Source organism: Prevotella corporis DSM 18810 = JCM 8529, assembly GCF_000430525.1.
GTDB lineage: Bacteria > Bacteroidota > Bacteroidia > Bacteroidales > Bacteroidaceae > Prevotella > Prevotella corporis.
This window is the reverse complement of sequence record NZ_KE387156.1, coordinates 21,674-37,317: the sequence shown is the minus strand read 5'-3', so window position 1 is coordinate 37,317 and position 15,644 is coordinate 21,674. Positions and strand designations below refer to the sequence as shown.

At 45.7% G+C, this 15,644-nt stretch carries 11 protein-coding genes; 6 read left to right on the top strand and 5 right to left on the bottom strand.

Translation table 11 applies throughout. The annotated features are described in order from the left end of the window. The first annotated feature begins 70 nt into the window (after window positions 1-70). From H515_RS0110585 to lpxA, 5 genes are all read left to right on the top strand, one after another. Window positions 71-1,501: a CCA tRNA nucleotidyltransferase gene (locus H515_RS0110585; RefSeq protein ID WP_025876292.1), complete on the top strand. Its 1,431-nt coding sequence runs from the start codon at window positions 71-73 to the stop codon at window positions 1,499-1,501. Between the two features lie 200 nt (window positions 1,502-1,701). Beyond that, on the top strand, window positions 1,702-3,045 hold the full coding sequence (locus H515_RS0110580) for an efflux RND transporter periplasmic adaptor subunit (RefSeq protein WP_025876291.1): 1,344 nt from the start codon (window positions 1,702-1,704) through the stop codon (window positions 3,043-3,045). A 19-nt stretch (window positions 3,046-3,064) separates the two neighbouring features. After that, complete coding sequence (locus H515_RS0110575; protein ID WP_025876290.1) at window positions 3,065-6,328, top strand: efflux RND transporter permease subunit; 3,264 nt, start codon at window positions 3,065-3,067, stop codon at window positions 6,326-6,328. Between the two features lie 25 nt (window positions 6,329-6,353). After that, window positions 6,354-7,739: a TolC family protein gene (locus H515_RS0110570; protein ID WP_028901931.1), complete on the top strand. Its 1,386-nt coding sequence runs from the start codon at window positions 6,354-6,356 to the stop codon at window positions 7,737-7,739. Between the two features lie 89 nt (window positions 7,740-7,828). Beyond that, window positions 7,829-8,611 carry an acyl-ACP--UDP-N-acetylglucosamine O-acyltransferase gene (gene lpxA, locus H515_RS0110565; RefSeq protein WP_025876289.1) on the top strand — a complete coding sequence of 261 codons (783 nt, stop codon included), beginning with the start codon at window positions 7,829-7,831 and terminating at the stop codon, window positions 8,609-8,611. A gap of 393 nt (window positions 8,612-9,004) precedes the next feature. Here the strand turns inward: lpxA and H515_RS0110555 are convergent, their stop codons facing one another. From H515_RS0110555 to xpt, 5 genes are all read right to left on the bottom strand, one after another. Further along, complete coding sequence (locus tag H515_RS0110555; RefSeq protein WP_025876288.1) at window positions 9,005-10,120, bottom strand: energy transducer TonB; 1,116 nt, start codon at window positions 10,118-10,120, stop codon at window positions 9,005-9,007. A gap of 4 nt (window positions 10,121-10,124) precedes the next feature. Next, window positions 10,125-10,649: a DUF4251 domain-containing protein gene (locus H515_RS0110550; protein ID WP_025876287.1), complete on the bottom strand. Its 525-nt coding sequence runs from the start codon at window positions 10,647-10,649 to the stop codon at window positions 10,125-10,127. A gap of 48 nt (window positions 10,650-10,697) precedes the next feature. Further along, a complete protein-coding gene (locus tag H515_RS0110545) occupies window positions 10,698-11,225 on the bottom strand; it encodes a hypothetical protein (RefSeq protein ID WP_238300120.1) in 528 nt (175 codons plus the stop codon). 87 nt (window positions 11,226-11,312) lie between these two features. Beyond that, complete coding sequence (locus tag H515_RS0110540; protein ID WP_025876285.1) at window positions 11,313-12,656, bottom strand: nucleobase:cation symporter-2 family protein; 1,344 nt, start codon at window positions 12,654-12,656, stop codon at window positions 11,313-11,315. Between the two features lie 6 nt (window positions 12,657-12,662). Continuing rightward, on the bottom strand, window positions 12,663-13,232 hold the full coding sequence (gene xpt, locus H515_RS0110535) for a xanthine phosphoribosyltransferase (RefSeq protein WP_028901930.1): 570 nt from the start codon (window positions 13,230-13,232) through the stop codon (window positions 12,663-12,665). A 294-nt stretch (window positions 13,233-13,526) separates the two neighbouring features. Here xpt and H515_RS0110530 point away from each other — a divergent pair, with 294 nt between their 5' ends. Next, window positions 13,527-15,599, top strand: coding sequence for a TonB-dependent receptor (locus H515_RS0110530; protein WP_025876284.1), 2,073 nt, complete (start codon window positions 13,527-13,529; stop codon window positions 15,597-15,599). Window positions 15,600-15,644 lie beyond the last annotated feature (45 nt).

Here is a 15,644-nt window from a genome sequence, read left to right as displayed (position 1 = left end):
AAATCAGCATATAGTATTTCCATAATTTACTAAAATTGATTACCTTTGCATGACAAAAAGAACAGAATATATGCGAGACCTCTCCGACGAAGAGCTGGCAACACTGCTGGATAAAGATATTTTCCATAAAATTTCAGAAACTGCCGACAACTTAAACCTTGAGTGTTATGTTGTCGGAGGATATGTGAGGGACTTGTTCTTGGAGCGTCCGTCCAACGATATCGATGTTGTTGTCGTGGGAAGCGGCATCCGCGTTGCTTCTGAGCTCAAGAAACAACTCGGACAAAAGGCCAATATATCGGTTTTCCACAACTTCGGCACGGCACAAGTCAAATACAAGGGGCTCGAAATAGAATTTGTCGGGGCTCGTAAGGAGAGCTACTCACGCGACAGCCGAAAGCCGATTGTTGAAGACGGCACTCTGGAGGATGATCAGAATCGGCGCGATTTTACCATCAATGCCTTGGCCGTTTGTCTCAATCATCAACGTTTTGGGCAATTGATTGACCCATTTGAAGGAGTTGAGGACTTGTGGGATGGGATAATCCGTACCCCATTAGACCCAGACATTACTTTCTCAGACGACCCTTTGCGAATGATGAGATGTGTAAGATTTGCCACGCAACTGGATTTCTTCATCGACGACGAGACATTCGACGCACTGGAACGGAACGCAGATAGGATAAAGATTATAAGCGCTGAGCGAATAGCTGACGAACTTAACAAAATAATGGCCACTCGCACACCAAGCAAAGGATTTATCGATTTGTATCGTTGCGGTCTTCTTGAACTTATCCTACCCGAACTAATAGCACTCGACAAAGTTGAAAGCAGAAACGGAAAATCACATAAGAACAATTTCTACCACACACTGGAGGTCTTGGACAACACTGCTAAAAAAACCGAGAACCTTTGGTTGCGATGGGCGGCACTGTTCCACGATATAGGCAAGCCCAAAAGCAAGCGTTGGGACGCGGCCACTGGATGGACATTCCACAACCACAACATCATTGGAGCCAAGATGATTCCAACCATTTTCAAAAGATTAAAACTGCCGATGGACAGCAAGATGAAATACGTCAGGAAAATGGTTGATTTGCACATGCGCCCCATAGTTATCGCAGACGATGTAGTCACCGATTCTGCCATCAGACGTTTGGTTAACGATGCGGGTGATGACGTTGACGACCTCATGACACTATGCGAGGCAGACATAACAAGCAAGAACGCTGTCAGAAAGCAACGTTTCCTTGATAATTTCCGCAGTGTCCGCGAAAAAATCGAAGACCTGAAAGAGAGGGATTACAAACGTTTGCTACAACCTTGTATCGATGGTGACGAGATTATGGCAATGTTCAATCTCAAGCCTTGCCGAGAGGTAGGTTCCTTAAAAAAAGCCTTAAAAGAAGCGGTTCTCGATAATCAAGTTCCTAATGAGCGCGAACCGTTGATGATGCTTCTTAAACAGAAAGCAAAAGAAATGGGATTGACCCAATCATAATATATCTTCCCTTCGATAATTATTGTTAAATGTATTATAAATATAGAGGACCTCTTCTATATTATGTGTACTTTTGCATTACGAAAACTCAACAACAACTTAAAGTTTCCAACTTCTGTCATTAATTTCGCTACTTATGACACCATATTGTGAAATAAAACTTGAAATTAAAGCTACAAAATTATATGAATTATAAAGGTATGAAAAGAAACAAGTTATCAGTGTTGATAGCATTAGCTGCAACGGTACTTACGAGTTGCGGGGGTGGCGGGGACCGTCATACTTTACCAACCAGCAACGAGTATCCTGTCATTACAATTGGTGCAGCGAATGCACAAATCAAAACCACTTATCCAGCTTCTATCAAAGGTATTCAAGATGTTGAGGTTAGACCAAAAGTCAGTGGTTTTATCACCAAACTTTATGTGCATGAAGGGCAAGCTGTCAGAGCAGGACAGATTCTATTTGTTGTTGACAACGCTAACTATCAGGCAGCCGTTCGTCAGGCTCAAGCAGCTGTCAACTCCGCACAGAGCGGTGTTAGTCAGGCAAAGGCTGGAATCGTTCAGGCAACAGCAGCTTTAAATTCTGCAACCGCACAGGCTGCAACTGCACAATTGACCTACAATAATAGTAAGAACCTATATAATAATAAGGTGATTGGCGAGTATGAACTTCAAAGTGCCAAAAACACTTACGAAACTGCTCAGGCAGCGGTTAATCAAGCCCGAAGTGGCATTGCTGCGGCACAAGCAGCCGTAAAGCAAGCCGAGGCGGCTGTCCGACAAGCTAAAGCAGGATTGGCCAATGCGAAAGAGAACTTAAGTTATTGCTATGTAAAGAGTCCAGCAAGTGGTCTGATAGGCAGTCTTCCTTACAAAGAAGGTTCACTCGTCAGCCCCTCTTCCGCACAGCCTGTGACTACGGTAAGCAATGTCTCGACCATGGAAATTTATTTCTCCATGACGGAGTCTGATATTCTCGCATTGAGTCGCTCAAACCACGGATTGACCAATGCCATCAATACCTTCCCTGCAGTCAGTCTTCGACTTGCCGACGGTTCTATCTACAATCATCAAGGTACAATAGTGAAAACAAGCGGCGTGATTGATGCGATGACAGGTACTATCAGCGTTATCGCGCGCTTTCCAAACCCAGAAAACTTGCTGAAAAGTGGAGGTAGCGGACAGATTATCATTGCCAAGAATAACAATAAAGCACTGCTAATACCTCAAGAGGCAACAGTACAGGTACAAGATAAGATTTTCGTTTACAAGGTTGACAACAATAATAAAGTTCATTATTCCGAAATTATGGTTGACCCACAAAACGATGGCAAGACCTATATCGTTACCAGTGGCCTGAAATTGGGTGAGAAAATCGTATCAAAAGGCCTATCAGGTCTGCAAGATGGCGCAGAAATCAAGGCCCTAACTCCAGCACAGTATGACGAAGCGCTGAAAAAAGCCGAGAAATTAGGTGAGAATCAAAGCTCCGCATCAGGTTTCCTCAAGGCTATGAAGGGAGACGACAATAAGAAATAGCAGTTAAAACTGGAAAAATATGACATTTACTAACTTTATAAAGCGTCCGGTACTGTCAACCGTGGTGTCAATTTTCTTCGTGCTTCTGGGTACGATAGGCTTGATATCGCTTCCGATTGAACAGTATCCAGATATAGCCCCGCCAACAATTTCTGTATGGACTTCCTACCAGGGAGCTGACGCACAGACAGTCCTCAACTCCGTCATCACCCCACTGGAAGAAAGCATCAACGGTGTGGAAAACATGACTTACATACAATCTACAGCCACTAATAACGGCATGGCACAGATTACGGTGTATTTCAAGCAAGGTTCAGACCCCGATATGGCTTCCGTTAACGTTCAGAACCGTGTGTCTCAAGCACAAGCTTTGCTACCAGCGGAAGTGAATCGCGTCGGGGTTATCGTTTCGAAACGTCAGACCTCAAATGTCGTTCTTTACTCGTTGACAACAGATGACGGAAGATATGACGACGAATTCCTCACCAACTACAACAACATCAACGTGATACCGCTATTGAAACGTATCAATGGAGTTGGTGATGTGCAGACCCCTGGTATGAAGAATTATTCGATGCGTATTTGGCTGAAACCTGATAAGATGAAACAATACGGCCTTGTTCCCACAGACATCTCTGGCGCATTGGCCGAGCAGAATATTGAGGCTGCTCCCGGAGCGTTCGGCGAGCAGAGCGACATGAAGTATGAATACATCATGCGTTATAAGGGACGCCTAAAGACAGAGCAAGAATACGGAAACATTATCATATCAAACAATAAGAACGGACAAACACTTCACTTAAAGGATGTTGCTGATATTGAATTGGGAGGATTACAATACTCCGTTTCAATGAAAAACAATAACCAGCCGGGTGTCGTCGGTATGGTTCAGCAGATTGCAGGTTCGAATGCGACTCAAATAGCAAGCGACGTTAAAGAGGCATTGGCTGAGGTACAAAAGAACATGCCTCCTGGAATGAAAATCACAATCCAACAGGATGTGACAGAGTTCCTTTTTGCTTCTATCGAAGAGGTTATCTTCACTCTTTTCTTGACATTTGTTTTGGTGTTCATCGTTGTCTATGTGTTCTTGCAAGACTTTCGTTCAACCCTGATACCAATGATCGCCGTGCCAGTGGCCTTGATAGGAACCTTCTTTTTCCTATGGATGTTCGGATTTTCCATCAACTTGCTGACACTTTCAGCCTTGCTTTTGGCCATTGCTATTGTGGTTGATGACGCCATTGTGGTAGTAGAGGCAGTCCATGCCAAATTGGATTTGGGCTATAAAGACGCACTGTCAGCCTCTATTGATGCAATGAACGAGATTTCAGGCGCCATCATTTCCATAACATTGGTAATGGCTGCCGTATTCGTCCCTGTTTCATTCATGAGTGGTACATCAGGAACATTCTATCGTGAGTTTGGTGTGACCATGGCTGTATCCATCATTATTTCAGCCATCAATGCCCTAACACTATCCCCTGCACTATGTGCCATGTTCCTAAAGCCTCACAATGAAGAACAGGAAAGCAAGAAAATGTCAACAATCGACAGATTCCACATGGCATTCAACACACAGTTCGATAAAATCAACACTAAGTATAAAAATGGTGTTGAGAAATTGATTGGACACAGATTGATAACCAGTGTATCCGTCATCGTTGGCATTGTGGTTTTGGTACTGACGATGACGTTCACCAAAACTGGCCTTGTGCCTGACGAAGACACAGGAGTGCTCTTTGCAACCGTTTCGTTGGAGCCTGGTATGTCACAGAACGAGACTCAGCAGGTAACCGACCGCATTGATAAGATGCTCGCCAGCAATCCATACGTGGAAAGCCGTGTACAATTGGTTGGTTACAATTTTATCGCAGGTCAAGGTTCTAACCAAGCTACTTTTATTGTGAAGCTGAAACCGTTCGAGGATCGCAAATATGGGCTCTTCGACCGTATATCCTCAGTGTTCAACGGTGCAGGCATAGCTGGTTTATTCATCGATCCAACATCATCGAACATGATTTTGGGAATGATCTACAAGCAGACCGCAAGTATAAAAGGTGCCCAGGTTCTTGCTTTTGCACCTCCAATGGTGCCAGGTTTTGCCATGTCAAACGGTCTCAACCTTTCCATGCAGGACAAGACTGGTGGAGACTTGAACAAGTTCTTCAAAATCACACAGGATTATTTGAAAGCATTGAAAGAACGCCCTGAAATCAGCAATGCGATGACCTCATATAATCCTAATTATCCTCAGTATATGGTAGATGTGGATGTTGCGAAGACCAAACAGGCTGGAACATCCCCCGCAGCAGTCCTCTCTGTGCTCCAAGGTTACTACGGCGGTATGTATGCATCGAACTTCAACGCTTACGGCAAACTGTTCCGAGTGATGATTCAGGGAACAGTCGAGAGCCGAATCAATGAAAGCGGCTTGAACAGCATCTATGTTCGTACCCCCGGCGGTATGGCACCAGTGAGTGAGTTCTGCACACTCCGCCGTGTTTATGGACCTTCCAACATTTCACGCTTCAACTTGTTCACTTCAATCACCGTGAACGTACAAACGGCCGACGGCTATTCATCGGGCGATGCCATCAAGGCGGTAGAAGAAGTTGCAGCAGAGAAGTTGCCACAGGGCTACGGCTACGAGTTTTCTGGTTTGACACGTTCAGAACAGGAGTCATCCAACTCGACAGGTATCATCTTCGCCTTATGCTTGGTATTTGTCTATTTGATTCTGAGCGCTCAATACGAGAGTTACATTCTGCCATTAGCGGTAGTTTTATCCATTCCTTTTGGTTTGGCAGGAGCATTCATTTTCACTCAACTATTCGGACATAACAATGATATCTACATGCAAATCTCGCTCATCATGCTGATTGGTCTGTTGGCCAAGAATGCTATTTTGATTGTCGAGTTCGCACTGGAGCGCCGCCGAACGGGTATGGCCATTAAATACGCGGCCATTCTTGGTGCAGGCGCCCGTCTCCGTCCTATCCTCATGACCTCACTTGCCATGATTGTAGGCCTATTGCCTCTGATGTTTGCGAGTGGCGTTGGGCACAATGGCAACCAGACATTGGGCGCAGCTGCTGTAGGAGGCATGTTGATTGGCACACTCTGTCAGGTATTTGTTGTTCCTGCATTATTCGTAATCTTCGAGTATTTGCAGGAGAAATTCAAGCCGATAGTATTTGCTGACGAGGACAATCAGGAAGTTGCCAAGGAGCTGAAACAATACGTCAACGGTCCTACTGGTGATTATACGTTGGAACAATAATGGCTATTGATAAAAGATTGATGTAATGAAAAATATAAAAATAAATATTATCATCATAGGCTTTGCAGCCCTGTCACTGACCAGCTGCAAAAGTCTGTACGGCACTTATGAGCGACCAGAGGTGAAAGCCGATGGTATTGTTCGCGACCCCGTCAATAACCAGGCAACATTGGAGGGTGCGAATGATTTCGGTAATCTGCCATGGCGAAGCGTTTTTACTGACCCTAATCTCCAGACGATTATCGAGAGAGCCCTCAACAATAATCCGAACCTGCTGAATGCGGCGCTCAACATCGACATTGCCGAACAGCAGTTGAAAGCAGCCAAGCTATCGTTTCTGCCTTCCGTCGTGTTCGCTCCACAAGGAACGATTACCCATTTTGGCTCACACACGGAAGCAACCAAGTCTTACGTGCTGCCCATCGCAGCCAGCTGGGATATAGACCTGTTCGGCAAATTGCGCAATCAGAAGAAAGCAACGCAAATGGCCCTGATTCAGATGCACGACTACAAAGTTGCTGTTCAGACAGGATTGATCTGCAATATTGCGAATCTCTACTACACCTTGTTAATGCTTGACCGCCAGAACGAAATTGTCACCAATATGTCTGACTTGACAAAGAACACATGGGACATGATGCAGCTTCAGATGGATTTCGGACGCGCACGTTCAACCAGCGTACAGAGTGCTCAAGCCGCTTATTTTGGTGTACAGACACAGGCTACCGATATCAAACGGCAAATCCGAGAGGTTGAGAATTCCTTGAGTTTGCTCATGGGCGAGCCTGCCCACAGCATCGCACGAGGCACATTGGACGGACAAAGCCTTCCGCGCAACCTGTCGGGTGGAATCGGCGTTGAAATGCTGAGCAACCGCGCCGACGTACATGCCAACGAGATGGCCTTGGCGCAATGTTTCTACAACATACAGATTGCTCGCAGTCGGTTTTACCCATCGCTAAGCATATCGCCAAACGGCGGATGGAGCAACGGTAACGGTCTGGTGAATCCTGCAAAACTATTGTTGAGTGCCGTAGCAAGTCTCACACAGCCTATTTTCATGCAAGGCAAACTCAAAGCTGGGCTACGAGTAGCCGAGGACCAATACAAGCAAGCCTACAACACATGGCAGAACAGCATTCTCACGGCTGGTTCAGAGGTGAGCAACGCTCTTGTGGCTTACAATTCAGCTGAGGAGAAAAACCAAATGTACACCCAGCAGATTGATGTTCTGAAGAAAAACGTAGAGCATACGCAACTGCTTTACCAACAAAGTTCGAGCAGCTATCTTGAGGTCATCACCGCCCAGCAGAGTCTCCTTAACGCTGAGATATCGCAGGTTCAGGACCAGTTTGCCAAACTGCAGGCTATCGTAAACCTATACTACGCTTTAGGTGGTGGAGCTAAATAAACAGAGACATTAAACATAAAGAACTACCAACATAAAACTCCGGTCAGCAGGTTTGGCACCTCTGATATCAGAGGTCGGAGGCCAAAAACATGAGTAGTGACATCAGTGCAAGGGCGGAAATATCTCCTAAAGCCAAGATTGGAGACGGCTGCAAGATTTTCCCGTTTGTCTATATAGAGGACGATGTTGTCATAGGTGACAACTGCATCGTATTCCCGTTCGTGAGCATATTGAATGGAACACGAATAGGAAATGGAAATAAAATACACCAAGGGTCAGTAATTGGGGCATTGCCACAAGACTTCAATTTCGTGGGTGAGAAGAGTGAGCTCATCATGGGTGACAACAATATCATCCGTGAGAACGTAGTCATCAATCGCGCCACCCACAGAGGTTGCCAGACAGTGATAGGCTCCAACAACTTCTTGATGGAGGGTGCACACATCAGCCATGACACCAAGCTGGGCGACAACTGCGTTTTGGGCTACGGAGTGAAGATTTCTGGCGACTGTGAGATAGGCAACCGAGTCATCTTCTCGTCGGGTGTCATTCAGAAAGCACAAACCCGCGTCGGAGAGGCTGCAACTGTTCAGGCAAGCACGACCTTCGGACGCGACATTCCACCTTATATTGTAGCGGGTGGTTCGCCAGTAAAATATAACGGTTTAAATAGTATCATGTGCGATACGCTCGGAATTGATGAGAAGGTGAAGAAGCATATTGCAAATGCCTACCGCTTGATTTTTCATGGACAGACATCTATTTTCGATGCCTGCATTCAGGTCACACAACAGGTACCTGACTCTCCAGAAATTCAGAATATTGTGGAGTTTATCCGCAGCACCAAGAAAGGAATCATCAGTAAATTATAATTTTCATAACTGATTTAATTGATAATGAGCCAAGGGCTGACCACAAGGTTAGTCCTTTCTTGTTGGCCGATTTAAGACAAATCTGCCAATCAGCCCTCATCGATCATTAGAACCATGTAACCAATGAGAGGATCATTCACCAAAACCGACAATTCAACGCGTGGAACACGGAAAAGGCCGAACATGTGCATCTGGCATTTTCTCCTATCTTGTAACCGATTAATAGTCAGCTCCATAGAGACAACTCTACAAAAGGTGAGCTTTTGCTAATCAAAAGGTGAGCTTTTGAAAGACAAAAGGTCAGCTTCCGCATTGCGAACGCTGACCATTCGTTGATGACTGTACTGTATAATTCGACCAGTAGCTGATGAACTCAGCAAAAAACTTCCGCTATCAATTCAACGAAATTGGATAAGTCACTCTCGAACGGACCTTTTTCCCACCCTTTGTCGCGGCATTCCACTTTGGCATCAATCGCAATGCGTCAATCAGACATCTGTTGACACCTGGATTTATAGGGGTAAGTACTATGAATTCTGACGGAGCGCCATTCTCATCGACAACGAAGCTCACAGTCACACGACCACCCATCTGCTCTCCTTCGGGAGGCGAATAGTCAATATTCTTAGACAAATAGACTATAAATGCATTGCGTCCGCCCGGAAAAGATGCCAGAGTATCGGGACTGGGCTCAACATTCGTTTCTTTTCCGAACAAGTCAGAAGAAATCAAAGTTGCATCTACATGAATCTCTGGACTGATTGCCAACCATTTTTTGAACCTTTTTGTTAACAGTGGGACCAGCACGTCAAGTCCGAGAACTGAATAGCTGTTCCTCCCCGGAGAGCCTTTCACCATGAGATAGGCAGCGGCGTTCTTCAAATAGAACTGATTGGGCACACTGTCGAGCCATAGTTCTCCCGTCTCCATTGGATCAACTACCAATGTCTGCTGCAAAGCCTCTTCAAAAACGTAACGCCATTCGGTATTGTACCAAACTTTTGACTTGATAAAGACATCATCCTGCCCCAACACTTTATTGTTGATGAGGTCGAAAGTGAAATAATGTGAATGGGTCGAACGGATGGCAGTCGAATCTCTCTCTTGCACATAGGCATACAAGGAGATGTACTTCCCTTGCTGGCTATCAAGCACCTTCAGCTGAATGTCTTTGTACTCGATGTCCTTTGCGCCGTGTTCAGGCATGGATGAAATCTCCTTACCGCATTCGGCAGACAATCTTTCCCAGGCATCATCCAAAGATAGGGTCTCCTCTCCAAAGAGAAATGATGTGAGATATCGCTGCAAAGGCTCGGCCTTCGAATAGTCTATCACCCTCGGCCACTCCAAATTCAGGGAGACCAATGTCAGCTTATTCCCTTTCTGAAACAAATGATGTTCCGCCTTATATGCAAAGGCATTCCCCGAAACGACAGTTCCTGCCGACTGCGAGAAGGCAAAAGCACTTATCAGCAGCGACAGGAAGAGTAGGTTTAACTTCTTTGTCATGATTCTACTTTTGAACAATCCGGAAGACATCGTTGAGCTGCATCTCACCGGAGAATCTTATTATCTCCCTTCCACTTGGACTGACGGTTAAATCAACCGTGGCATTATTATATGCCTCCATTACGATGAGGAAACTCTCTACCTCCGAATGGGTTCTCATTGTCACCCGAACTCCGTCCTTGATGGTTTCCTCCTCGTATGAGTCAAGTGGCGAAACGAGATTCAACCCCAGTCCCTTGCCATAGGGAACTTGAAAGACTCTGCCAAAATAAGGCAGGAATAAGCCAACGGAATCACCACTGACTTCTATTCCCCAGTCGTCGCGCAATGGATAAGACGGACCACGCATGGGATAAACCCGATCAACAAACACACGATAGCGACGATCTTGCAAATGCGCACGTACCGCTTTCGCCTTCAACACTGCCATTTGCTCCTTCGGAACTGGATTACCCTCAGAGTCGTAGTAGGTTGTCGCACAACCCATCAATATGGCAACTGCAAATAATAAAAGGATTATTTTCCTCATAACGACCTCCTTTTCTAATAGGTTTCATGAAAAAAGCGCAAGCAAGTATTATTGCTCTATCTTCTCAACCTTGGGGGCTTCCAACTTCTCAATGGTAGGACCACTTGGGATTGAGACACCTGGTTTCGTAGCTTTGGGTGTAGCTACTGGTGCAACTCCTGGGACAGGATCGGCAGCGGGGGTAGGAACGGGGGGTAGATTCACCTTTGGCATATTGATGTCTTGTGAGCCTTGTTCCCCCTGAGCAGCCTTTTTCTGTGCCGCTTCGTTAGACTTCTTGTCAGCTTCGGTCTTCGCTTTCTCCTCGTCGCTCAACAAATCTTCCGTCCGTGGCTTCATGTCTGGCCAAAGATAATTGCCGACTATATCGAGCGTATCTTGTGCAGCCTTCCGCTGTTCCTCAACTTCTTTTTCCTCTTCCGAGATGTCTGAGTTCTCCGCAACAATAAAATTGTAGATCAAACCCAGGACGAAGAGTACGACAAAGCTGCACAATACCTTGAAAGTCAAGGTGTGGGTGAAGCCATGTTTCTTGCCATTTCCAGCCATAATACTTTCTTTTCCTTTACGAAACATTAATGTTTCCCTTATGTCTATCTCTGCAAAGATAAACATTATATTGCAAAATGACAGGGGTAAATCCCTAAATCTTTTCAGAAACTCCTATTCTTTTATTCTGATAAAGGCATTTGCAAGGATGGCGGTCAGTCCGCCGGCGGTTATCCCACTTGAGAAAATATTGCGAATCACCTCAGGCATTTGGGACAGGATGTCAGGAACCATCTCCACACTCAGGCCAATGGCAAAGCTGATGGCCATCACAAGAACCGCTTTCCGATTGATATCATGAGAAGCTATTATGCGAATGCCTGCGGCTGCTACAGTACCGAACATCAAGAGCGTAGCGCCGCCGAGCACGCAGTCTGGAATGAGCGAGAAGAACTGACCCACCACGGGGAAAAGCCCCAATAACACGAGTGCTCCAGCAATGAAATATCCCACGTATCGGCTGGCAACGCCAGTCAACTGTATCATTCCGTTGTTCTGAGCAAAGATAGAATTGGGGAAACTGTTAAAGACTGCAGCCAAAAACGAATTGAAGCCATCGGCAAGGATGCCCCCTTGAGCACGTTTCATGAACACCGGCCCATCGACTGGTTCGCCAGAAATCAGCGAATTGGCAGTGATGTCGCCGTAAGCTTCTACGGCCGTGACCAGATAGATCAATCCAAGCCCAATAATTGAGCCAACATCAAAATTCAGACCATACTTAAAAGGCACTGGCACATTAATGCTTCCAGCTCCGTTGAGCTGCGAGAAGTCAATCATTCCCATAAAATAAGCAACGACACATCCGATAATCAATCCCAAAACGATAGAGGCCATGCGCAAAAAGCGATTGTTCGACCGATTGAAGAAGATGATACAGATCAGCACTAACAGAGCCAACCCAAGATTTTGCATAGATCCGAACGTCCCACCGTCCATCGCCGACTGACCGCCACCGCACGAATTGATGCCAGCCTTAACCAAACACATACCGATGAGAGTGACAACGATGCCTGAAACGAGAGGTGTGACAATCTTTCGCATATAGGGGAGAATGCGGCTGACTACCATTTCGACTACTGCAGCTACCATACAAGCCCCAAAAATATAGGCCAATGCCTGTTCAACATTCACCTTTCCGTTTACCATACCCAACATTCCGGCTCCGATAATTGGGCTAATAAAAGAGAACGATGTGCCTTGGATGCACAAAAGCCCTGCACCAACCGGCCCAAAGCGACGACATTGTATGAAGGTTGCTATACCAGAAACGAACAATGACATGGAAACGAGAAAACCAGTGGTCTCCAAATCGAACTTCAGCGCAGAGCTGATGATGAGCGGAGGTGTGATGATGGCTACGAAAATAGCCAGCAAATGTTGAACGGCAGCAAAGAGTGTTTCCTGCAATGGCGGACGATCATTCAGTCCGTAGATTAATTCCTTCGACTTTTCCATGACGCTTTAACCCCTTATTTTTATCTCGCAATTATCCAGTGAGTCAATTATGGCAAGGCTCTCGCACCTTATTCCAGCTTCCTCTATTACCTTACGGCCATTCTGAAACGCCTTTTCGATGATGAATCCCATGCCCACAAGTTCAGCCCCAGCTTGGTTACAGAGATCGATTATACCCTTGGCGGCATTGCCATAAGCGAGGAAGTCATCAACGAAAAGCACTTTGTCGTCAGACGTAAGGTATTCTTTTGAAATGCAAACATGGTACTCACGTTGCTTTGTAAATGAGAAAATTGAGGTCGAGAGCATGTCCGACATGGTCGAAGGCTTCTTTTTCTTGGCGAAAACCACAGGCAAGTCCAACAGAAAGCCCATCATGATGGCTGGTGCGATACCACTCGCCTCTACAGTAAGAATCTTATTGATATTAGTTGAGGCATAACGGCGAATCAGTTCCACAGCTACCTGCTTCATCAGATTAGGATCCATCTGATGGTTGATGAATTTATCCACCTTGAGTATTCCACCCTCATAGCATTTTCCTTCTTTAAGAATGCGGTCTATCAATGCTTTCATGTATGTTCAATTATTATATTAAATGTTATTTGACTATGTCATGCGAAATAAAAAAAGGACTTTATGCCAGTCCTTTATTCGTAATTTGCTTGCAAAAGTAACAAATAAATTAAAAAAACAATCAGTCATTTGCGAAATAATTTTTACAAATGCGCCTGGTTTCATTACGCTGAGGGAACAAAAATATAGCCGAAAGTTAGTTTGAAAGATATTTTTTTATACTTTTGCAGCTCAGAATCTACCATTTCTTCTATTTTAGAATATGGGCACAGGATTCAGAAATTAACTATTATTATGTACAAACCAATTATTAAAAAGCGCAACGTTCTGAAGTTCACCCACTTCTCAAACCGCAGCTATTCGCTCTTCGCCGTAATCGGCAAGGAGGTGATTATTGGTGTACTAAGTGTCGCTACACTTCAAAATGCCACAGCAAACAGCGTGAGCATCGAGACAAATCGAATCAACAGCGACACGACAGTCACCAATAAGAATATAGTGTTGGACGAAGTGAGCGTAATGGGCACGCGTGCGCCGCTGACCATCAGTCAGCAAGCGAGAATGGTAACTGTACTGAGCCGCGAAGACATTCAGGCGGCGCCGGTACAAAGTGTAAACGACCTGTTGAAGTATGCCGTTGGCGTGGATGTTCGTCAGAAAGGCCCACTCGGAGCATTGACCGACGTGAGCATACGTGGCGGAAACTCCGAGCAAATCACCGTATTGCTGAACGGTGTCAATATCGGGGATGCGCAGACAGGACACAATGCCTTCGACTTCCCGGTTGAGATGAGCGAAATAGAGAGAATAGAGATTCTCGAAGGCCCGGCAGGAAGAGTTTATGGCACATCTTCATTATTAGGTGCGATAAACATCGTTACTAAAACTCCACCACAAACATCACTCTCTGCACGAATTGAGGGCGGTTCTTACGGTTATCTTAGTACAGGCGCACGCGCCAACCTTGCAAAAGGGAAGTGGAACAATCAGATTTCAGGCTCCTACACCCGCAGCGATGGTTATCTGCGCAACAAAGCTGGACGTCTCAATGCCGACTACAAGAACGGAAAGGCCTTCTTTCAGGGCAATTACAACGATGAACAGATTGCCGTAAGCTGGCATGCGGGTATGAGTTTGAAAGACTTTGGTTCCAATACATTCTACGGTGCCAAATACGATGACCAGTTTGAGCACACGTTCAAAACCTTCACCGCTATTCAGGCTGAAAACAAGAAAGGACTTTTCCACCTCCGCCCATCCATCTATTGGAACCGGAGCATGGACCGTTTTGAACTCTTCCGCAATGCCCCAGAGAAGTATGCCTTCAACTATCACCGGACGGATGTTTACGGGGTGAACCTGAATGCCTTCTTTGACTGGACACTGGGGCGCACGGCTTTCGGTGCTGAATTGCGCCACGAGAACTTGGTGAGTGGCAATCTCGGTGAGCCTCTCGACCGTCCGCAACACATTCACGGAACAGACAGGGACTACACCAATGGCATCAACCGCACAAACATTCAGTTTGTATTGGAGCACAATATCATTCTCAATCGCTTCACACTGTCTGCTGGCATCATCGCTGTCAAAAACAGCCAGGCTGACATGAACATGCGCGTTTACCCAGGTGTAGATGCCAGCTACAGAATCGGAGAAGTATGGAAAGTATATGCCTCGTACAACACCTCACTGCGTATGCCGTCGATCACCGAACTTTTCTATTCGGTTGGCGGACACAAAGCCGACAAGCACCTGCGGCCTGAAGAACTGTCGGCTCTTGAGACTGGAGTGAAGTACAACACACATTATATCAATGGAAAGGCCAGCGTCTTTTACAATCACCACAGGAATCTTATCGACTGGATTTCCGACGGAACGCTCGACGAGAACGGGGCTATACTCTGGAAGAGCGTCAATTTCGGAAAGATTAACACCGTGGGATTCGAGGCCAAATTGGATTTCAACCTACTCAATATTCTTCCCTCACAGCACTTCTTCAAGAAGCTCGGCATGGCATACAGTTATCTGAACCAAAGTGAGAAGGGACACGACGGCATAGTCAGCAAATATGCCTTGGAATATCTGAAAAACAAATTCGTGGCCAATTTGGAAATGAATCTGTGGCGACAGCTTGACCTTGGTCTCAACTATCGACTACAACATCGTATGGGAAGTTATATCGATGTTGAGAACAACCGCCACAACTACCACACCTACGGCATAATCGACGCACGTCTGAGCTGGAACAATCCGAAATGGACGGCTTATGTGGAGAGCAACAATCTGCTCAATCGCAGCTACGTAGATTATGGCAATGTGGCACAACCCGGTGTCTGGATGGTAGCAGGCTTGTCAATCAATTTGTAACCGTAGGTAAACTCTGATTATATTCGAATTATTAATTGAGCAGAT

What these genes read in the sequence shown, in the direction of transcription:
- H515_RS0110585 (WP_025876292.1), top strand. Translation starts at nt 71, where the DNA reads ATGCGAGACCTCTCCGACGAAGAGCTGGCAACACTGCTGGATAAAGAT.
- H515_RS0110580 (WP_025876291.1), top strand. Translation starts at nt 1,702, where the DNA reads ATGAAAAGAAACAAGTTATCAGTGTTGATAGCATTAGCTGCAACGGTA.
- H515_RS0110575 (WP_025876290.1), top strand. Translation starts at nt 3,065, where the DNA reads ATGACATTTACTAACTTTATAAAGCGTCCGGTACTGTCAACCGTGGTG.
- H515_RS0110570 (WP_028901931.1), top strand. Translation starts at nt 6,354, where the DNA reads ATGAAAAATATAAAAATAAATATTATCATCATAGGCTTTGCAGCCCTG.
- lpxA (WP_025876289.1), top strand. Translation starts at nt 7,829, where the DNA reads ATGAGTAGTGACATCAGTGCAAGGGCGGAAATATCTCCTAAAGCCAAG.
- H515_RS0110555 (WP_025876288.1), bottom strand. Translation starts at nt 10,120, where the DNA reads ATGACAAAGAAGTTAAACCTACTCTTCCTGTCGCTGCTGATAAGTGCT.
- H515_RS0110550 (WP_025876287.1), bottom strand. Translation starts at nt 10,649, where the DNA reads ATGAGGAAAATAATCCTTTTATTATTTGCAGTTGCCATATTGATGGGT.
- H515_RS0110545 (WP_238300120.1), bottom strand. Translation starts at nt 11,225, where the DNA reads ATGTTTCGTAAAGGAAAAGAAAGTATTATGGCTGGAAATGGCAAGAAA.
- H515_RS0110540 (WP_025876285.1), bottom strand. Translation starts at nt 12,656, where the DNA reads ATGGAAAAGTCGAAGGAATTAATCTACGGACTGAATGATCGTCCGCCA.
- xpt (WP_028901930.1), bottom strand. Translation starts at nt 13,232, where the DNA reads ATGAAAGCATTGATAGACCGCATTCTTAAAGAAGGAAAATGCTATGAG.
- H515_RS0110530 (WP_025876284.1), top strand. Translation starts at nt 13,527, where the DNA reads ATGTACAAACCAATTATTAAAAAGCGCAACGTTCTGAAGTTCACCCAC.